This window comes from Komagataeibacter xylinus, assembly GCF_009834365.1.
Classification (GTDB): domain Bacteria; phylum Pseudomonadota; class Alphaproteobacteria; order Acetobacterales; family Acetobacteraceae; genus Komagataeibacter; species Komagataeibacter xylinus_D.
In genome coordinates, this window is record NZ_CP041348.1 from 1,234,833 (window position 1) to 1,253,880 (window position 19,048).

Below are 19,048 nucleotides of genomic sequence, written 5' to 3' on the forward strand. Positions count from 1 at the left end.
ACAAAAAACCGACTCTTCCCGGTCAGGACTGGTGGGGCAGGTGCATCTCCTTGGCGGGACCGGGCCGGACCCAGCGCATTTCCATCACCTGCCACGCCACAAGCGAGGGCAGGCCCCAGGCAATCTCACGCAGGCGCTTGATCAGCGAGAGCGCGATCCCCTCCTGCGGGGAGAGGCCAAACAGCCCGCCAATCAGGATATATCCGCCCTCCGACACGCCAAGCGCGCCCGGCACGGCAAACCCCGCCGATTTCGCGGCCTGCCCCACGCTCTCGATCACGAAACTGTCAGCGAGTGAAAGCGGGTGGCCCATCGCTGCAAGCACCACAAAAACCTCGAACGTGCCAAGCGACCAGCCCAGCAGTTGCAGCACGCCCGCGCGCAGCGAGTTCTCGCGGGTGCGGTACAGGGTCAGGATCTGCGCATGCAGGCCACGGATGTCGTCCACCCCGTCCCACCCCAGATGGGCTGCGATGCGCACCAGCAGTTTTTCCACCAGCGCAATGGCGCCCAGGTACTGGCTGCCAAAGAACACGGCACCAAGCAGCAGGGCAGCGCCAGCGCTTTCCATGAGTTCATCAGTCACCTGCGAGCGGTTGACGAGGCAGAACAGCACCCCGAGCCCGATGAGCGTGAAGGTGACCTGGCTGAGCAGTTCGATGGTGAGGTCGCATATGGTCGAGGCGGCAGCCTGCTTTATGCCCGTGTTGTCACGCCGGGCGAGCAGACGGGTGGTGATGACCTCGCCGCCCACCTGGGCGACCGGCAGCAGGTTGTTGATGCCCTCACGCGCGCAGCGCAGGGCAAAGAAATCGGCAAAGGCCAGCTTGGGCCGCCCGGTCTGGGCCAGCAGGCGCCATGCCTGCGCCGAGGCACAGACCTGGGTTGCGTGGAAAATGATGATGGCAGGAATGCTCCATCCCCCGGCCGCGATCAGCCCGAGGATGTCATGCAGGCCGAAACGCCCCAGCATCCAGATCGTAAGACCGACACCGAATGCCCCGGCGAGGAAGGTAAGCTGCCGCATCCGCCATCCCTGTCACCCAAAACAGGACCGCAGAAAGGCTGTTTTCAGCCATTCATGTGGCCCGATCCTACTTTAACAGCCTCTGATTTTCTGAAGCAATGCGAGACTTTCAACACAGGCTGCCACGGCTTCGCGGCCCTTGTTGTGCACGTCATCACGCGAGCGGACGATGGCCTGCTCATCGGTGTAGGTGGTCAGTACGCCAAAGGCGATCGGCACATCCGTGTTCAGCGATGCCTGTTGCAGGCCAACCGCCGCCCCGAGGCTGATGAACTCGAAATGCGCGGTATCCCCCTTCACTACGCAGCCGAGGCACACCACGCCATCATAGCGGCCGGTCTTTGCCAGCGTCTGGGCGATGAGCGGCAGTTCATATGCGCCGGGTGCATACATCACATCTTCATCACGCATGGAGATGGCGTGTTCCTTCAGCCATGCCAGCGCGCCGTCGCGCAGGCCATGGGTCACCTCCTCATTGAAGCGGCTGACCACGATGGCAAGGCGCGGCGGGTGGGCGAAGTCGAGATCGACTGCGGTGGAGGGGATGTTGGTGCTCATATCCGGCGTTGTCCGTTTTTGGTTATTTGATTTGAAAAAGGATAAAAGTTTTTGGGCGCCTCCGTTTTTCAAAAAGGCGGCGTCTTTGAAGCTTTTTGGAAAAAAGCTTCACCAAAAACTTTTTTCACTCAGCATCTACTGTCGCGGGTTCGCACAGGGCATGACCCATCCGGGTGCGCTTGGCTTCCAGATAGGCACGGTTGAAGGGGTTGGGCGCAATGGCCAGCGCAATGCGCCTGCGCACGTCAAAGCCGTGGCGTTGCAGGGCGTGGACCTTGTCGGGGTTGTTGGTCAGCAGGTCGAGCCGGTTCACGCCCAGCGCGCGCAGGATGTCTGACGCCGCCTGCCAGTCGCGCGCATCGGTCTCGAAGCCCAGCCGATGGTTGGCGTCCACCGTATCCAGCCCCTCATCCTGCAGCGCGTAGGCGCGGATCTTGTTGGCAAGGCCAATGCCGCGCCCCTCATGCCCGCGCACATAGACCAGCACGCCGGATTCCGCCCGGCCAATCTGTTCGAGCGCGCCCTGCAGCTGCGCCCCGCAATCGCAGCGCAGCGAGCCAAGCGCATCGCCTGTCACGCATTCCGAATGCAGGCGCACCAGCGGCACGCTGCCCGGCCTTCCGGGTTCGCCCTTGACCATGGCCACGTGCTCCGTGCCATCAGGCGCGCGGAAGGCGTGGATCATCATGTCCGGCCCGCCAAAGCGGCTGGGCAGACGGGCCTGGGCCACCTGCTCGATGGCGGGCTTTTCCCCAGCCTGTGCCGCAATCGGGTTGTCCTTGAGCCACTTCGCCAGTTCCGCGATGGACAGGATCTGCAACCCGTGGCGCTTGGCGTAGGGGCGCAGGTCGTCCATGCGGGCCATGGTGCCGTCCTCGTTCATGATCTCGCAGATCACGGCAGCCGGGATCAGCCCTGCCATGCGGGCAAGGTCAACCGAGGCCTCGGTGTGGCCGGGGCGGGCTACCGTGCCGCCGGGTACCGCGCGCAGCGGGAAGATGTGGCCCGGCGAGACCAGATCCTCGGGCTTCGCGTCAGGAGCGGCCGCGACCAGTACGGTCTCGGCGCGGTCGGCGGCCGAGATGCCGGTGGTCACCCCCTCGCGCGCCTCGATGGACACGGTAAACGCCGTGCCGCGCGGGCAGGTGTTCACCTGTGTCATCATGGGCAGGTTGAGCTGCGTGATCCGCTCGGGCGACATGGGCATGCACACCAGCCCGCGCGCATGGGTGACCATGAAGTTCATGGCATCTGGCGTGACCAGTTCGGCGGCCATGACCAGGTCGCCCTCGTTCTCGCGGTCCTCGTCATCCACAAGGATGATCATTCCACCATTGCGAATGGTTTCGACGGCCTGCGCCAGTGCCGGCGGCATCAACGATACTGACATACGCTCTCCACATATTTTGCAATGACATCGACTTCGATGTTCACGGCGTCGCCTGGCTTCAGGCTGCCAAGGGTGGTGTGTTCCCACGTGTGCGGGATGATCATCAGGGCGATGCGGAATGTGTCTGCATCGCAGCCATCCTCACCCGGTGCGCCTACTTCGTTCAGGGTGAGGCTGATGCCATCGATGGTGATGGAGCCTTTCTCGACCAGATAGCGGCGCAGCCGGGCGGGAATGGTGAAGGTGATGTGCCGCGCCTCGCCATCCTCGCGCACGGCGAGCAGGCGGCCCGTGCCATCGACATGGCCCTGCACGATATGGCCCGACAGCCGTGTTGCGGGGGTGACCGCGCGTTCGAGGTTGACGGTGTGCCCGGCATCAATGCGGCCAAGCGCGGTGCGGTCCAGCGTCTCGGAACTGATGAAGAAGGTGGCCGTGCCTTTCGCATCAAAGGAGGTCACGGTCAGGCACACGCCATTGACGGCAATGCTCTCGCCAAGGGCAAGGTCGGTCATGCCCGTCTGCACCGTTATGTCCAGATCCCGGTCAAGCCGCCGCGCGGCGCTGACCTGTCCCTGGTGCTCGATAATGCCAGAAAACATGCTTACTCCTTATGCGGCGGCAAGTTCGGGGAACAGGCGCAGCGGTGTGACGTCGCCTTCGCGCACACGCACGCCGTATTGGTCCGTGCCATCGGGGCCTGTGGTTATGGTCAGCCAGTCATGCCACAGCCCGCGGGCGTCGATTTCGGCCAGCAGTTTCGGGCCGGCCTCCACCATTGCCCACGTAACACCTGCCTGGCCGAGCATGTCGGGCAGGGCGGCGATGTCGGTGCAGACCCGTATTTCAAAGCCCCGATTGCGCGCGGCGGTGAGGTAGGCCTCATCCACCTCGCCCGTGCGCGTGCAGATGGCGAGGATGCGCGGCGCACGGTTCGGATGGTCGGGCACACGGCGCACGTCAAGGCCGGGGCGGTCGGCGTTTATGGTGCCGGTAGCGGTAATCACCGCATCGGTTGCCCGGCGCAGGCGGTGCGCCAGGTCGAGCGAGGCAGCGGTGGTGAAGGTGGTCTGGCCCGCGGGCGGCACCATGGAGCCATGGGCATCGAGCGCCTGCTTGACCGTGATCCACGGCTGGCCGGTGCGCATGAAATGGGTGAAGGGCGCAAGCAGGCTGCGGCACAGCGCCTGCATGGCGGCCTGCTGGCCTGCGGGCTGAAGCACATGCACCTTGCAGCCGCGCTGGCGCAGCGTGTCGGCCCCGCCGCCTTCCACATGCGGGTTGGGGTCGCACACGCCAATCCATACGGTGCGGATGGGTGTTGCGAGGAGTGCGAGCGAGCACGGCCCGGTGCGCCCGGTGTGGTTGCATGGCTCAAGGGTGACGACCGCCGTATGCGCGCGTGCGAGCAGACCGCGCTCGCGGCACTGGTTGATGGCCTGCACCTCGGCATGGGGCGTGCCCGCGCGGTGGTGGCCGCCGGTGGCGAGGATGGTGCCTTCGCCGTCAAGGATGGCGCAGCCTACGGGCGGATTGGGAGCGGTGGCGCCCACATGGCGCGCGGCTTCATCCACCGCCGCGCGAAAGGCGTGAGCAATGGCAGGCGGCAGGGCGGTGCCCTGCGTGGCGCTGGCGTGGGAACCCTGTGGCAACGCGTCCAAAACACAGTACTCCATCCATCTGGACGGACCCAGGGCGCGTAAAACCACATGCCTGCCTTCCACGCGGGAAAGCAGGGCCATAGTTTCCGTTCTCTCTCATCCGGACTGTAACCGTCGGTTCCGGAGTTGCACCGGATCTGCTTGACCCCGCCCGCTTTCGCGGCCGGGCGCTCGCGGACTTATGGCCCTGCATGCAGGACCAATTACCGCCGGTGGGGAATTTCGCCCCGCCCTGAGAACGCCTGATAAACCGGGGCAGCACCCCGATTCGTATTCAGTGGCACTGATAGTGGGAACAATTCGCGCCGATTGCAAGCCGTCCCCTGTTCAGGGAACTAGAATGTGTCCTGTTCGCGGTCCTGCCTGTGACGGCCGGGATGGAGCAGCGAGGGAATACGGCCATGATGGCCGAAATTGACCAGCCGCGCCTCTTCCACCTCGATGCGGCCGAGCAGGCGCGAGCGGATGATGGCGATGGCCAGCGCCGCCCCCATGAAAGGTCCGAGCGCATAGATCCAGAAAGACTGCCACTGCCCTGCAATCAGCGCCGGGCCAAAGCTGCGCGCAAGGTTGGAACTGTTGCCCGACAGCCAGGCCGAGATGGGGTTGCACGCCAGAAAAAACAGGCCGCCCGCCCATGGCGTAAGCCATTTCAGCGTGGGGTGGGCGGCAAGGGCGCAGATCATCAGCACCAGCAGCACGGTCAGCACCAGTTCCGTCACCAGGGGCCACAGCACCGATACATGCGGGAACGGGATGGTGGCGGCATAGGCCGAGGCCTGCGCCATCTGCCCCCATACCGGCAGGACATGGCCCAGCCCCGCCAGCAGCACGGTGGCCAGGCAGGCGCCGGTCATCTGGGCTGTGATGTAGCCGCACAGGTCGATCACGCCCAGCCTGCCCGCAAGGCTGAACGCCAGTGACACCGATGGACTGACATGCGCCCCGCTGACCCGCCCGAACGGCGTGAACGCCGCCACCGTGCCCGACAGGCCAAAGAACAGCCCGCACAGCGCGGTCTGCGCCAGCGGGTGTGGCGCGAGCGCGCGGCCAATGGGAGTATAGGGCGTGGTCAGCACCGCAACCGACACGATCCCGCACAGCATGAGCACCGTTGTCGCCACCATTTCGCACGCATACAGCTTCCAGTGCAGCGGGTGGTCGGGGTGGGGTGCGCCGGCAAGGGGCCGGTCCTCCTGGGGTGGGGAGCCGGGCTGCCGGGGTGCGGTCATGTCGTGTTACTCCCTTCGTGGCACATGTAGAGGCCTTGAATTAAAGCAGGGAATGGTGTGAAATAAAGGAAATCATGCGAATATAAGCCGTGCATGAGAATAGTTAATGCATAGCAGCTGAATGTTTTTTCTATAATAGGATGCGCCATCCCTCCTGTATCCCGTCAGGGATCGGGTGTGGGTAAGGGTTTTATCAATCATGTGTTCAGGGGCAGACGCGCCAGGCTGATGGATTGCTGTTGGAAAGAAGGCCGCTGTTCGTGTCGGGCCGACAGGGCGGGCGGACCCCGCATGGTGCTTGGCGGGCTGATGGTCGTGCTTGGTGGCATGGCGGCGCCCGCGGCCGCCTGGGCCGATGACATGGCCGAGATCCGCGCCCTCCATGCCGAGATGCAGCGCCTGGAGGCCAAGGTGCAGCAGCTTGAGGCCCGTCACGGCATGGCAAGCGGCAGCGCGCATGTGCTGGCAGGGCGCACGCTGCGCTCGGGCCCGCGCTCGAGTGCCAGCAGCACGTCGGTCACAAACCCGTCGGGCCAGATTACGGCCATGCCTGACCTGTCACGGCTGACCATTGGCGGCCCCGCCCTGTCGGATGATGCGCAGGCGGCGGCAGCGGCTGAAAATACCATGACCGAATCCATTGTGCCCAGTCAGCCCAAGCTCGACCTTGATTCCTCCAGCCCGCTGGCCATTACCCAGACCGGGGTGGACAGCCTGCCGCCCATTTTCCGCATCGGCGGGGTTTCGGTCAGGCTGGGTGGCTTCATCGATTTCTCGAACATCTATCGCAGCAAGAACCTGACCAGCGGCCCCGCCACGAGTTGGGGCGCGTTCCCCTATGCCAACAGCCCCAACGCCCATACCGGCGAGTACCGCCCCTCCGCCCAGCTTACCCGCCTGAGCGTGCTGCTGCAGGGTTCGCCCACCAAGGACGAGACGCTGTCAGGCTATATCGAGACTGATTTCGGCGGGGCTGCAGGCACCGCCAACAGCTACCAGACCAACAGCTACACGCCGCGCATTCGCCAGGCGTACATGACCTACAGCAACACCAAATGGGGCTTCCACGTGCTGGCGGGGCAGGCATGGAGCCTGACCACGGGCTATACGCAGGGCCTGCTCTCGCGCCATGAGCAGTTGCCGCCGGTGGTCGATAACAACCAGATCCCCGGCATCGTGTTCACCCGCGTGCCGCAAATCCGCTTCATCAAGGATTTCGGGCGCAAATGGTGGCTCGGGCTTTCGCTCGAGGCGCCGCAGGTGGCCTATGCGGCATCGGGCAGCGCGGGCGACCACCCGATGATGACCGGCGCGGATGATGACACGCTGGCCTCATCAGGCACCACGCTGCTCTACAACAATGCAGGCTCGGGCATGCTCAACCCCAATGCCAAATACAGCATGGACGTGGCCCCCGACATCGTGCTCAAGGGCGCGCTCGATACCAAGCCCGCCCATTACGAGATCTATGGCCTCGCGCGCTGGTTCAAGGCGATGGGGCAGGCCCCGGGCGGACCGATCCGCGAGCATGTTTCCTTTGCCGGTGGCGTGGGTGGCGACGTGACGGTGCATGTCATTCCACGCTACCTGCAGTTTACCGGCAACGTGCTGGCGGGCGAGGGGATTGGCCGCTATGGCCCCGCCATGCTGCCCGATGCCACCTTCAAGGCCAATGGCTCGCCTGCCCCCATCCCCGAGATCATCGGCAGCATGGGGCTGATCGGCCACCCGACCTCCAACCTGCTGGTCTATCTGTATGGCGGGGTGGAGAGTGCTGGCAGGCGCACCTATACCGGCAGTGATGGCTTCGAATACGGCTACGGCGTGAATGACCTGGCGCTGAGCAGTTGCAATGTGGAACTGATTACCGGCGGTAGCTGCGATGCCCAGACCCACACCATTGCCGACCTGACCGTGGGTGGCTGGTGGCATGTGCTGCAAGGTGGTTATGGCGCGGTCATGACCGGCGTGCAGTACACCTACCTGCGCAAATTTGCCTATAAGGGTGGTGATGGCGCCAGCCCCACCACGGGTGGCAACACCATTTATGTCACGTTCCGCTATTTGCCTTTCCAGTAACCGTGTTGGCGGCTGAAAGGGCGGCCTGGCAGTCGGCGGCCTGATGGGCGAGGTGGATGTCATGCACGTCGCTTACCGCGCGGATGCTGGTCGTGCGCCAGTGCGCGGTCATGCCATGGGGCGTGCACAGGACGCCTGCGCCAAGCAGCGGCCCGTTGCCCGGGTCAACCACCGCCAGCACGGCGCGCGGGTTGCGCGGCAGGGCCAGGCGCAGCGCGGTGCGCAGGCGTGCCGTCGTCTGGTCATCGGTATGGTTGATCAGTTCGGGTACCAGGTCGATCCAGCCCGACCAGCCCGCGGCCACGGCGCGGCGTAGCTGTGGCCAGGCCTTGTGCTCATCAAGTGTCTTTATGGTTGCGTCCGCCCCGTCTTCATGAAGCTGGCGGGCAAGGGCGCGCGCGCTCAGGCCCATTCCGGCTTCAGTGGGGGCGCCGGCGGGGGGCAGGCTGGCGGCAAGTGCTGTCAGCCCGATGGTGGGGGCAAGCAGGGCAGCAAGCAGCATCAGCCGGGGAAAAGTGCTTGGGCGCATTGTCTTTGTTCTCCCTTCTTACTGGTGTTGCGTTATGGTGAGAAAACACCGCAATCGTGGCGCGGGCGGGGCATGGATGGGGAAAATCATGGGCACGCCGGTTGCAGGGGTGGGCACATGTGCTTATAGCCTGCGCCCATGCCCGCATGTGTCACGGGGCAGCCGCGCGATCCTGACCGGACCTGCCACGCGCGTTGACCAGGGGGCGGACAAGGCCCTGAATTGTTGTTTCTGGCGGGTCTCGCCATTGTGGAGAACAGACGTTTCATGGGTGCCATGTCCTCTTCCGAACTTTCGCGTCTTCAGGTCTGCCTGCGCCGTCTGCTGGGCTCGCCGGGGCTTACCGTCAATGCACCGCCGCGTGCCGGGCTGTCGGTTGAACTCGCGGTCAATGGTGAAGTGGTGGGTACCGTCCATCGCGATGAAGACGAGGGCGAAGTGTCCTACGCCATCCACATGACCGTGCTCGAAGAAGACCTTCCCCCCGCAAAGTAAGGCGCCCGCTGGTAAAGCCCGAAAACATAAAGAAGTTTTTGGTGAAGCTTTTTTCAAAAAGCTTCAGGAAACGCTGCCTTTGAAAAAAGACGGTCCCCCGGAAGCTTCAGTTGTTTTCAGCCTCTCTCGAGGGGCCTGGCCGGCCTAGGGCTGCGTCAGCGGCCGGGGCACGGGGCCTGCCGATGCCTCGACAAGGGGCTGCGGAGGGTGCGCGGGCAGGTCGATTCGGTGGATCTTCCACTGGAAGGCATGAATGCGCATCTGCAGCCGCAGCGGGGTCTCGTTCTCATGGCCGGGCATGAGAACACTCGCCTCGAACACGCCCGGATGGGTGAAATGTGCATGCACGCGCCACAGCAGGCCCAGCATCGTGCCCGCCGAGGCGGGTTTCTGCTCATGCGGCATCAGATGATCGACCAGCATGCCCAGCTTGTCTGGGCGCACTTCCTCGTCAATCGCGTTTGATGCGGCGGATGAGGCGAAGGATGACCCGAAGGCAGGCAGTTCATCATCAGCCACGGGCGGGCCGATCAGGTCATCGACCACCTGCGTCTTGAGCCCGTTGCGCACCGATTCCCATTTGAGGCAGGTGTTGAGGCTGCTCATGTCATGCGTGCGGATGGCTGATGTGATGGACCATAATGTGCAGAAGGGCGAGGCCGCGTACAGCGTGGTGGCGGCGGCCAGCGTACCCGCGCACACCCACCGCGCCTGCTGGCGGCGCAGGATGGACAGGTTGCCAGGAATTTCCATGCGGGAAAGATAAGACATTGATTTATACTCCCCCAGAATGGTTTCACCTTGCCCTCTAGCTTATACTGGAAACATATCGGGCATGCATTGGTTTCATGATTGCGTGACATAATTTTCACGTAATCGTGATCGAAGGCCTGTTTCTCCCGGCTGCGTCGGGGTGGGGCAGGGTGTATTCGCCATGGGTGCGGCAACGGGCGGGGCAGGAGAGAGGAATGAATTTTTCCGACGAGGAGATCCAGCGCTACGCGCGCCACATCCTCCTGCCCGAGGTCGGTGGTACGGGGCAGGAAGCGTTGAAAAACGCCAATGTTCTGGTCATTGGCGCAGGCGGGCTGGGCTCGCCGGTGGCCCTTTATCTGGCCGCCGCCGGGGTGGGCCGCATCGGGCTGGTCGATGATGACGTGGTGGACCTGTCAAACCTGCAACGCCAGATCGCGCATGTGACCGACCGCATCGGGCAGCTCAAGGTCGAGTCGGCAGCCATCGCCATGCGCGCGATCAATCCGGGAACACGGGTGGATTGTCATAACGTGCGGCTTACGGCTGATAACGCCCGCGCGCTGGTGCGGCAATATGACCTGGTGTGCGATGGCAGCGACAATTTCGCCACCCGCTACCTCGTGGCCGATGCCTGCGCGCTGGAGGAGCGCACCCTCGTCTCCGCCGCCGTGCTGCGTTTTGAGGGGCAGCTTTCCACCTTCCGCTCCGGCGGGCCGTGCTATCGCTGCCTCTACCCCGAGGCCCCGCCCGCAGGCACCGTGCCGTCCTGCGCGGAGGCCGGCGTGTTCGGCGCCGTGACGGGCGTGATGGGCACGCTTCAGGCTACCGAGGCGCTGAAGGAAATCCTCGGTATAGGCGAGAGCCTGTCCGGCCGCCTGCTGGTGTGGGATGCGCTGGCCATGCGCTTCCACACCATTACCCTGCCGCCCGATCCTGACTGCGCCCTGTGTGGCGCGCACCCCACCATCCACGACCTTTCGGCCCATGACGGTCCGGCACCCGCCCTGTGTGGCGTGCCCGAAGGGGCTGCACCATGATGCGCGATGACGGGGCTCTGGCCATCCTGCTCTATGATGGCGCCTATGCCCGCGCGCATTATGCCTTTGTGGTGGCGGCGGGCGCGCTGGCCATTGGCCGCCCGGTCATCCTGTTCGCGGCGGGGCGCGGGGTGCATGCGCTGGCGCGTGACTGGCGCGGCCTGCATGATGCGGCAGATGATGCGGGGGTGCGCGCGCGTGGTGTTGCAGGCATGGACACGCTGCGCGAAGCCACGATTGAACTTGATGCGACGCTCATGGTGTGCGAGGCCGCGCTGAAACTGTGCGATCTTGCGCCCGGGCAACTGCTCGATGGCGTGCAGGTGGCCGGTATTCCCACTTTTCTCGAAGCCGCCAGGGGGCGGCAGATCATAACCCTTTAAGGATTGAAGAACACGATGGCGCAGTGCGTGCGGCATGAATTCCTTGCGCGGGTGGCCAGCAGGCCGCTAGTGCGTGGCACCCGGCGGTGGGGGTATCTGGCGGCCTGCGTGGCGGTGCTGGGCATGGAGGCAGGGCCCGTGCAGGCCGCGACGCCCACGGCCCACTATCACGCCCATGCGGCTGCGGACAAGGCTGCCACCAGCCTTGGCCATGCCCATGTGCATGGAGCCAAGGCAGCAAAAACGGCGGAAAAAAAGGCTGAAAAAACCGCCCACGCGGCAGCCCGCCACCACCATGCGGCAGCGGTGGCCGCCGGTGTGGGTGCAGGCGCCGTGGCAGGCGCGGGGGTTGCGGCGGCCAGCGCAGCCCATCCGGCCACCGCCACACCGCCCGCCGCCCCGCCCGATGCCTCGGCACTCGCGCCCGTTGATAACACCAAGGGCAGCGTGACCGGCCTGCCCCTGCCGCGCTTTGCCGCCTTCCGTGCCGATGAGGTCAACCTGCGTACCGGGCCGGGGCAGCGCTACCCCATTGACTGGGTGTACCACCGCCGGGGCCTGCCGGTAAAAATCGAGCGCGAGTTCGATGTGTGGCGCCTCGTCGAGGATTCGGACGGGCAGAAGGGCTGGGTCCATCAGGCAACCCTGGTGGGAACCCGCACGTTTGTCATACCGGGACTGCCCCCCCAGGGTGATGCCCAGCAGGCGGGCCAGCCCACCGCCAAGGAGACCGACGTGATTGGCCGGGCTGATACCCGCATCGTGGGCCATGTGACGGATGTGGCTGATGCGGCGGATATCAAGGGTGCGGTCATGCTGCATGCGGATGCCAACACATCATCCGCCGTGGTGGCCGTGCTGCGCCCCGGCGTGGTGGGCACGCTGCGCCAGTGCCAGGCGGGCACGCCATGGTGCAAGGTCTCGGTCAAGCAGTACAGTGGCTGGATCGAACGCAGTGCCATGTGGGGGCTGTTGCCGCAGGAGGTCATAGCCCCCTCCTGAGAATGACGTGAACAGGCGGAGAAAGAAATGCCGGATACACCCTACCGTGCCATGCGCCGGACCAAGATCGTCTCGACCCTTGGCCCGGCCACGACCGACCATGCCACCATCCGCGCGCTGGCCGTGGCGGGGGTGGATGTCTTCCGGCTCAATTTCTCCCACGGCACCCATGAAGATCACGCCGCCCGTCATGCGGTCATCCGTGATGTGGAGGCCGAGCTTGGCCGCCCCATCGGCATTCTGGCCGATGTGCAGGGCCCCAAGCTGCGGGTGGGCAATTTCGCCAGTGGCCGGGTGCAGCTGACGCCGGGCGCATCCTTCCGGCTCGATCTTGACGGGGCACCGGGCAACGAAAAGCGCGTGAACCTGCCCCACCCCGAAATCATTGCGGCAGCGCAGGTGGGCAGCACGCTGCTGCTTGATGATGGCAAGCTCGCCCTGCGCGTGTGCGAACGCGGCCCCGACTTCCTGCTGACCGAGGTTGTGGTGGGCGGCCCGCTTTCTGACCACAAGGGCGTGAACGTGCCCGATGTGGTGCTGCCCATTCCCGCCCTGACCGACAAGGATAGGGTGGACATGGCGTTTGCCCTTGATCTGGGCATTGAATATGTCGGGCTGTCGTTCGTGCAGCGGCCGGAGGATGTCCGCGAGGCCCGTGCGCTGGCTGGTGGCCGGGCGTGGATCATGACCAAGCTCGAGAAACCGCAGGCGATGGACAACCTGCACGAGATCATAGCCCTGTCGGATGCGGTGATGGTGGCGCGTGGCGACCTGGGCGTGGAACTGCCACCCGAGCGCGTGCCGCTGGCGCAAAAGCGCATCATCCGTATCGCCCGCCAGCTTGGCCGCCCCGTGGTGGTGGCGACCCAGATGCTCGAAAGCATGATCCACGCGCCCACCCCCACCCGTGCCGAGGCCTCCGACGTGGCGACGGCGGTGTTCGATGGTGCCGATGCGGTCATGCTCTCGGCCGAGACGGCGGTGGGTTCCTACCCGCGCGAGGCGGTGGCGATCATGGACCGCATCGTGCGCCGTGTTGAGGAGGATGAAGTCTGGCGCACCCAGATGGAAACCTCCAGCCCCGAGCCGGACCACAGTGTTGCGGGTGCGATTGCCGCGGCGACCCGGCAGGTCGCCGCCACGGTTGATGCCGCCGCCATCGTGGCCTTTACCCTGTCGGGCCGGACGGCGCTGCGCATTGCGCGTGAGCGACCGACCTGCCCCATCCTTGGCCTGACCCCCAATGATGAGATTGCCCGCAGGCTGGCGGTGGCCTGGGGCGTGCAGGCGATCTCGGTCGGGCAGGAAACCCCGGTCCATACCGTGGAAAGTGTGGTGGATCAGGCGCTGGCCGTGGCCAAGGGTGATGGCTATGGCGCCGCGGGCGATGCGGTGGTGATCGTGGCCGGGCTGCCTTTTGGGGTAGCGGGCAGCACCAATACGTTGCGGGTCGCCACGCTGACCTGAAGAAAAAATGATGGAAGTTTTTGGGTGCCGCCTTTTTTCAAAAAGGCGGCGTTCTTCTGAAGCTTTTTGAAAAAGGCTTCACCAGAAACTTTATCTGTCTGTTTTTTTCAGGCCTGCCGGTTCTCGATCAGGCTGCGGCGGATGGCGCGCCCGCGCTGGATGCGGCTGACAATCACATCCTCGTTGCCGGTGCGGATGGCCTGGCCCATGGCCTGCGCATCGGCAATGAAGCGGTCGAGCATATCGAGCAGCGCCTCGCGGTTGTTGAGAAAGATGTCGCGCCACATCGTCGGGTCCGATGCCGCGATGCGCGTGAAGTCACGGAAGCCCGAAGCCGCGAAATCCAGCACTTCCGAGCGCGTTTCATCCGCCAGATCATCTGCCGTGCCGCATATGGTAAAGGCCAGCAGGTGCGGCAGGTGGCTGACAATGGCGCACACCCGGTCATGGTGCTCCACCGTCATGTCGCGCACGCGGGCCCCCATCATCTCCCACAGGGTCGTGATGCGGGCGAGGGCTGTGGCGGGCGTGCCCGCAGGCGGCGTGAGCAGGCACCACCGGTCCTCGAACAGGGTGGCGAAACCGGCATCAGGGCCGGAAAACTCCGTGCCCGCCATCGGATGCGCGGGCACGAAGGCAATGTCGGGATAGGCCGTCAGCAGCGGCGCCATGGCCTCCATTACCGTGACCTTGACCGAGCCGACCTCGCTCAGGATCGCGCCTTTTTTCATGGCGGGCAGGACCTGTGCTGCGACCATGGCAATCGCGCCCACCGGCACGCAGATGATCACGCAGTCCGCATCGCGCACGGCCGTTGCCAGATCGGCCTCGACGTCATCGGCAATGCCCAGTTCCGCCACGCGGGCGCGCACGGCGGGGCTGATGTCGCACGCGACCAGCCTGCGCGCGATGCGCCTGTCCTCATGCGCGCGGCGCAGGATGGAGGAGCCGATCAGGCCGGGGCCGATAATGACCAGCGTATCGAACAGGGGGGCGGGCTTGTCCGTCATGGGGCGGTCTGTCTGGCTGTTGGGTTTGCTAAAAGGGGCGCGCAATCAGTCCTGCGGCGGCTTGGCAGGTTTGCGTGCGGGCACGGTGGCGGGCGCTTCTTCCGGCTGTGCGGGGGCCTTGTGGCGCAGGGCCCGCATTTCCATGGCCTGCCACAAAAGCAGCATGGGAATGCCGATGACCAGCTCCCGACCACGCCGCAGCAGTGACAGCCCCAGCGAGATGGACGGCGCAATGCCAAAGGCCGAGCCAAGGGTAATGTAGGCTGCTTCCTGCACGCCAAGGCCCGCGGGTACGAGGAACGAGACGGACATGATGCCGCACGCAACGCCCTCGATCGCAACCGCCCCCCCAAAGCTCAGATGCGCGCCCAGGAAGTAATAGGCCACCCAGATCGTGGCAGCGCTGCCCAGCCAGCCCACGTAATGGAGCAGCGCGCCCTCCATGATGCGGCGCGGGTGCGACCAGATGGCGTCGAAACGCTCCTGTATGCTGTCAGCGCTGCTCACCATCGCATCCTGCCACTGGGCGGCCATGTTGTTGCCCAGCATCTTGCCCGCGCGCTTGAGCAGGTCGCCACCCCGGCGCTGGGTATAGACGAAGCCCGCAATACCCATGGTCAGCAGCACGAGCCCGATGATGACCGGGCGCGCGAACGGGCTGGACTGCTGGTGGGCCACGAGGCACAGCACGGCAGTCAGGATGAACAGGATCTGGCCCATTACCTCGGTGGTGATGTCGACAAGGTTTGCGCAGGCCGCCTCGCTGCCATCTATGGCGCGGCCCTTGCCGCGCGGCGCGAACAGGTCGCTCGAGCAGGTGGCGCGGATGCCGAGCACCATGCCGCCAAGCTGCGAGAACGGCAGGCATGACGCGGCTGCATCGCGGATCATGCGCGACACCACCAGCTGCACGAAGGGAATGTCCCGGCAAGCCGCGTGCCAGGCAAGACCCAGTATTGCATCGACTGCAAGCTGTGCCACCACGGTCGCCATGAACCCGACCACCCCGATGGAGACGATGGCCTTCATCACCGATCCGGCTCCGAACCAGGCGGTGCAGCCAGTCAGCAGGGCCAGGCCGAGGAGGGCCAGCAGGATTGTGAGCTTTCTCAAAAAAGATCCGTCTTGGTCTGTTGGCGTCAGGACACCGGGGAAAATTGATGCCGCCGTGGCTGGTTTTGCCTGACTTACACTACAGCAGGGTCTGGCGCCACCGGGAGGTGTCGGGATAAATGGAACGCCCGCCGGTTGCGAGTCCGTATCGCAATCGTGAATTCTGTCCCCTGACGGAGTGATCGTTCAGACCATGACTGCCCCAACCCTTGTAACCGGTGCGACCGGTTTTGTCGGCTCGGCCGTTGCCCGCAATCTGGTGGAGCGTGGCCATACGCTCAGGCTCATGGTGCGCAAAGGCAGCGACCTGACCAACCTGCGCGATCTGCCCGCAGAACTGGTGGAAGGCGATCTCTCCACCCCCGAAAGCTTCGATGCCGCCGTAAAAGGCTGCCGTTACGTGTTCCATGTCGCGGCGGATTACCGGCTGTGGGTGCCCGACCCGGTGCCGATGATGGTCGCCAATGTGGAAGGTACGCGCGGCCTGATGCTGGCGGCGCAGAAGGCGGGGGTCGAGCGGATTGTGTACTGCTCCTCGGTTGCGGCGCTGGGGCTGATTGGCGATGGCACCATCTCCGATGAGGAAACGCCGGTGCATGAACATGGCGTGATCGGCATCTACAAGCGCTCCAAATACCGCGCCGAGCAGGAAGTGCTGCGCCTGGTGCACGAGCGCGCGCTGCCCGCCGTGATCGTGAACCCCTCCACCCCCGTTGGCCCGCGCGACATCAAGCCCACGCCCACGGGCCAGATGATCCTGGACTGCGCGGCGGGCCGCATGCCGGCCTATGTCGATACCGGCGTGAACATCGTGCATGTGGATGACGTGGCCGAGGGTCACGCCCTGGCGCTCGAGCGCGGGCGCATTGGCGAGAAATACATTCTGGGCGGGCAGAACTACCTGCTGCGCGACCTGTTCGCCATGACTGCCGAGATTGCGGGTGTGGCGCCGCCGCGCATCAGCCTGCCGCAGGCGGTGATCTGGCCGGTGGCGGTGGCGAGCGAATGGCTGTCCCGCGCTTTTGGCATTGCGCCCCGCGTCACGCGCGAGATGCTGGCCATGTCGCACAAGAAGATGTTCTTCTCATCGGACAAGGCGATCCGTGAACTCGGCTATGCCCCGCGCCCCGCGCGGGAGGCGGTGACGGACGCAATCGACTGGTTCCGCCAGCACGGCATGCTGGATTGAGCAGCCGGTCATGCTTCTGCTTCCCCTTTCCATTCTGACAGTTGTCATCTGGCTCGGGCTTATTTTCTGTCATGGCCGCTTCTGGCAGGCGGGGCCGGTGCTCGCTCCGGTGGCAGGCCAGAAGCTTGACGCCGCTACCTGCCCCGATGTGTGCGTGGTGGTGCCTGCGCGTGATGAGGCGCCATCGGTCGCGGCGTGCATCGGCTCGCTGCTGGCACAGGATTATCCTGGCGCGCTGCGTGTCGTGCTGGTTGATGACAACAGCACCGATGGCACGGGGCGGCTGGCGCGCGCCGTGCCCGACCCGCACAGGCGGCTGACCGTGGTTACGGGCAAGGCGCGGCCTGCGGGGTGGAGCGGCAAGCTGTGGGCGGTGGCCCAGGGTGTGGCCCGCGCGCGTGAACTCGCACCTGATTCCGGCGGTTTCGTGCTGCTGACCGATGCCGACATCATCCACGACCCGCGCCATGTCTCGACCCTTGTGGCCAAGGCGCAGTCAGGCGGGCTCGATCAGGTATCGGAGATGGTGGAGCTGAACTGCGCCAGCCCCGCCGAGCGCATGCTGGTGCCAGCTTTCGTTTTCTTTTTTGCCCTGCTCTACCCGTTTGCCAGCGTGAACAACCCGCGCAGCCGGGTGGCGGGGGCGGCAGGCGGCACGGTGCTGGTGCGCTGGAGTGCCTTGGCGCGCATTGGCGGCATCGAGAGCCTGCGCGGCGCGCTGATCGATGACTGCACGCTGGCCGCCCACGTCAAGCATAGCGGAGGGCGGATCTATCTGGGCCATAGCTGCCTGGCCAGATCCATCCGGCCCTATCCGCATCCATCCGACATCTGGCGCATGGTGGCGCGCACGGCCTATGTGCAGCTTGGCTATTCGCCTTTCCTGCTCGCGGGCACGGTTATCGGTATGGTGCTGGTATGGATGCTGCCGCTGCAGCTTGCGCTGTTCACCCATGGGCTGCCCTGCCTGCTTGGCGCAGGGGCTTGGGTGCTGTCCATGGCATCCTACACGCCCACGCTGCGCCGGTTTGGCCAGTCGCCGGCCTGGGCAGTGTTGCTGCCGGTCATTGCGGGGTTCTATACGCTGGCCACCATCGGCTCGGCGCTCGATCACCATCGGGGGCGGGGCGTGGTCTGGAAAAGCCGCGCCTATACCGAACCGGATGGTGCGATCTCGACACATATGCGCAGCGAAGGTACTGCTACGGTAATGAACCGCACCATGGGGGATGACGTAGGGTGAAAACGGATGAGCAGGACGTATGGGGCAGCGCGGATGTCTCGTCGGGCAAGGATGCCGGGGATGAAAACTTTCCCGTAGGCTCGCTGCTGATCAGCCGCAGGCTGCGCCCGCATGTGCATGCCTATTACGATTTTGCCCGCGTGATCGACGATATCGTCGATACCGACCAGCTTGATGCGCCCGCCAAGATCGCACGCCTCGACGCGATGGAGGAGGTGGTGCTCGGCACGCGCCTTGCCCCCCCGCGGCCTGATGCCCAGACGGCGGTGCGTGTGGGCCAGACATTGCGTGAGACAGGCGTGCCTGCCTCCACGGCGACCGACCTGATCGTGGCATTCCGGCAGGATGCAGTGAAGAACCGCTACGATTCGTGGGAGGAACTGGAGGAATACTGCCGTTATTCCGCCAACCCCGTGGGCCGCTTCCTGCTCGAACTACATGGCGAGGACCCGGGCACGTTTGGCCCGTCGGATGCGCTGTGCACGGCGCTGCAGGTGCTCAACCACCTGCAGGACTGTGCCGATGACCTGCGCAATCTTGACCGCTGCTACCTGCCACGCCCCTGGCTGGAACAGGCGGAGGCCACGATCGATGACCTGCGTGGCCGCCATGCCAGCCCCGGCCTGCGCCGGGTGTTCAACCAGTTGCTTGACCGGGTGGATGAACTCAACCGCCGCGCCTCGCTGCTGCCCGGCCTGATCCGTGACCGGCGCATGCGCATGGAGGCGGCCGTGATCGTGGGGCTGTCAAAGCGGCTGGCTGTGCGGCTGCGCGGGGAAGATCCGGTGGCAGGCCGGGTCAAGCTGTCACGCGGGGATGTGCTCGCAGCCCTTGCGGGGGCGGTGCGAACGCTGGTCTGATAGGGCGTGATTTTGTC

General features: G+C 65.0%; 19 protein-coding genes and 1 riboswitch. Of the genes, 9 read left to right on the plus strand and 10 right to left on the minus strand.

What is annotated here, in order from left to right; translation table 11 throughout:
* Nucleotides 1-22 precede the first annotated feature (22 nt).
* The 6 genes from FMA36_RS05855 to FMA36_RS05880 all read right to left on the minus strand — a co-directional run bounded on the left by FMA36_RS05855 (nucleotide 23) and on the right by FMA36_RS05880 (nucleotide 5,868).
* The gene (locus FMA36_RS05855; RefSeq protein WP_159261484.1) at nucleotides 23-1,027 is read right to left on the minus strand and encodes a lysylphosphatidylglycerol synthase domain-containing protein; all 1,005 of its coding nucleotides are present in this window, start codon (nucleotides 1,025-1,027) and stop codon (nucleotides 23-25) included.
* Between the two features lie 72 nt (nucleotides 1,028-1,099).
* Nucleotides 1,100-1,585 (minus strand): 6,7-dimethyl-8-ribityllumazine synthase, encoded by a 486-nt coding sequence (gene ribH / locus FMA36_RS05860; protein ID WP_159261486.1) that lies wholly within the window; start codon nucleotides 1,583-1,585, stop codon nucleotides 1,100-1,102.
* Nucleotides 1,586-1,709: 124 nt separating this feature from the next.
* A complete protein-coding gene (ribB, locus tag FMA36_RS05865; RefSeq protein ID WP_159263667.1) occupies nucleotides 1,710-2,960 on the minus strand; it encodes a 3,4-dihydroxy-2-butanone-4-phosphate synthase in 1,251 nt (416 codons plus the stop codon).
* Nucleotides 2,960-3,577, minus strand: a complete 618-nt coding sequence (locus tag FMA36_RS05870) for a riboflavin synthase (protein WP_159261488.1) — start codon at nucleotides 3,575-3,577, stop codon at nucleotides 2,960-2,962. Before FMA36_RS05870 ends, ribB begins: the two co-directional genes overlap by 1 nt.
* Nucleotides 3,578-3,586: 9 nt before the next feature.
* Complete coding sequence (gene ribD, locus FMA36_RS05875; RefSeq protein ID WP_159263668.1) at nucleotides 3,587-4,585, minus strand: bifunctional diaminohydroxyphosphoribosylaminopyrimidine deaminase/5-amino-6-(5-phosphoribosylamino)uracil reductase RibD; 999 nt, start codon at nucleotides 4,583-4,585, stop codon at nucleotides 3,587-3,589.
* A 135-nt stretch (nucleotides 4,586-4,720) separates the two neighbouring features.
* A riboswitch (FMN riboswitch) is annotated at nucleotides 4,721-4,880 on the minus strand.
* Between the two features lie 91 nt (nucleotides 4,881-4,971).
* Complete coding sequence (locus FMA36_RS05880) at nucleotides 4,972-5,868, minus strand: MIP/aquaporin family protein (RefSeq protein WP_159261490.1); 897 nt, start codon at nucleotides 5,866-5,868, stop codon at nucleotides 4,972-4,974.
* Nucleotides 5,869-6,159: 291 nt separating this feature from the next.
* On the opposite strand from FMA36_RS05880, the gene FMA36_RS05885 reads away from it, so the two are divergent.
* Nucleotides 6,160-7,947, plus strand: coding sequence for a hypothetical protein (locus FMA36_RS05885; RefSeq protein WP_240906492.1), 1,788 nt, complete (start codon nucleotides 6,160-6,162; stop codon nucleotides 7,945-7,947).
* On the opposite strand, the gene FMA36_RS05890 is transcribed toward FMA36_RS05885, so the two are convergent.
* On the minus strand, nucleotides 7,919-8,476 hold the full coding sequence (locus tag FMA36_RS05890) for a hypothetical protein (RefSeq protein ID WP_240906493.1): 558 nt from the start codon (nucleotides 8,474-8,476) through the stop codon (nucleotides 7,919-7,921). The genes FMA36_RS05885 and FMA36_RS05890 overlap by 29 nt on opposite strands.
* A 267-nt stretch (nucleotides 8,477-8,743) precedes the next feature.
* Between FMA36_RS05890 and FMA36_RS05895 the strand changes: the two genes are divergently transcribed.
* A complete protein-coding gene (locus FMA36_RS05895) occupies nucleotides 8,744-8,971 on the plus strand; it encodes a DUF3126 family protein (protein WP_110568538.1) in 228 nt (75 codons plus the stop codon).
* A gap of 144 nt (nucleotides 8,972-9,115) precedes the next feature.
* Here the strand turns inward: FMA36_RS05895 and FMA36_RS05900 are convergent, their stop codons facing one another.
* Nucleotides 9,116-9,742, minus strand: coding sequence for a DUF2939 domain-containing protein (locus FMA36_RS05900; RefSeq protein WP_159261492.1), 627 nt, complete (start codon nucleotides 9,740-9,742; stop codon nucleotides 9,116-9,118).
* 197 nt (nucleotides 9,743-9,939) lie between these two features.
* Between FMA36_RS05900 and FMA36_RS05905 the strand changes: the two genes are divergently transcribed.
* The 4 genes from FMA36_RS05905 to pyk are packed head-to-tail and all read left to right on the plus strand — an operon-like array spanning nucleotide 9,940 to nucleotide 13,616.
* Complete coding sequence (locus FMA36_RS05905) at nucleotides 9,940-10,764, plus strand: HesA/MoeB/ThiF family protein (RefSeq protein WP_159261493.1); 825 nt, start codon at nucleotides 9,940-9,942, stop codon at nucleotides 10,762-10,764.
* Nucleotides 10,761-11,147, plus strand: a complete 387-nt coding sequence (locus FMA36_RS05910) for a DsrE family protein (protein ID WP_159261495.1) — start codon at nucleotides 10,761-10,763, stop codon at nucleotides 11,145-11,147. Before FMA36_RS05905 ends, FMA36_RS05910 begins: the two co-directional genes overlap by 4 nt.
* Before the next feature lie 15 nt (nucleotides 11,148-11,162).
* The gene (locus FMA36_RS05915; protein WP_159261497.1) at nucleotides 11,163-12,149 is read left to right on the plus strand and encodes an SH3 domain-containing protein; all 987 of its coding nucleotides are present in this window, start codon (nucleotides 11,163-11,165) and stop codon (nucleotides 12,147-12,149) included.
* A 27-nt stretch (nucleotides 12,150-12,176) separates the two neighbouring features.
* Nucleotides 12,177-13,616: a pyruvate kinase gene (gene pyk, locus FMA36_RS05920; RefSeq protein ID WP_159261498.1), complete on the plus strand. Its 1,440-nt coding sequence runs from the start codon at nucleotides 12,177-12,179 to the stop codon at nucleotides 13,614-13,616.
* 107 nt (nucleotides 13,617-13,723) lie between these two features.
* On the opposite strand, the gene FMA36_RS05925 is transcribed toward pyk, so the two are convergent.
* Complete coding sequence (locus FMA36_RS05925) at nucleotides 13,724-14,626, minus strand: prephenate dehydrogenase/arogenate dehydrogenase family protein (protein ID WP_159261500.1); 903 nt, start codon at nucleotides 14,624-14,626, stop codon at nucleotides 13,724-13,726.
* Nucleotides 14,627-14,671: 45 nt separating this feature from the next.
* Complete coding sequence (locus FMA36_RS05930) at nucleotides 14,672-15,739, minus strand: lysylphosphatidylglycerol synthase domain-containing protein (protein ID WP_159261502.1); 1,068 nt, start codon at nucleotides 15,737-15,739, stop codon at nucleotides 14,672-14,674.
* A 193-nt stretch (nucleotides 15,740-15,932) separates the two neighbouring features.
* Here FMA36_RS05930 and hpnA point away from each other — a divergent pair, with 193 nt between their 5' ends.
* Genes hpnA through hpnC form a run of 3 tightly spaced genes read left to right on the plus strand, consistent with a single transcriptional unit; the run spans nucleotide 15,933 to nucleotide 19,031 of the window.
* Nucleotides 15,933-16,928, plus strand: coding sequence for a hopanoid-associated sugar epimerase (gene hpnA / locus FMA36_RS05935; RefSeq protein WP_061273926.1), 996 nt, complete (start codon nucleotides 15,933-15,935; stop codon nucleotides 16,926-16,928).
* Nucleotides 16,929-16,938: 10 nt separating this feature from the next.
* Nucleotides 16,939-18,171: a glycosyltransferase gene (locus FMA36_RS05940; protein WP_159261504.1), complete on the plus strand. Its 1,233-nt coding sequence runs from the start codon at nucleotides 16,939-16,941 to the stop codon at nucleotides 18,169-18,171.
* Nucleotides 18,168-19,031, plus strand: a complete 864-nt coding sequence (gene hpnC / locus FMA36_RS05945) for a squalene synthase HpnC (protein ID WP_159261506.1) — start codon at nucleotides 18,168-18,170, stop codon at nucleotides 19,029-19,031. The genes FMA36_RS05940 and hpnC overlap by 4 nt, the downstream gene beginning before the upstream one ends.
* Nucleotides 19,032-19,048: the final 17 nt, after the last annotated feature.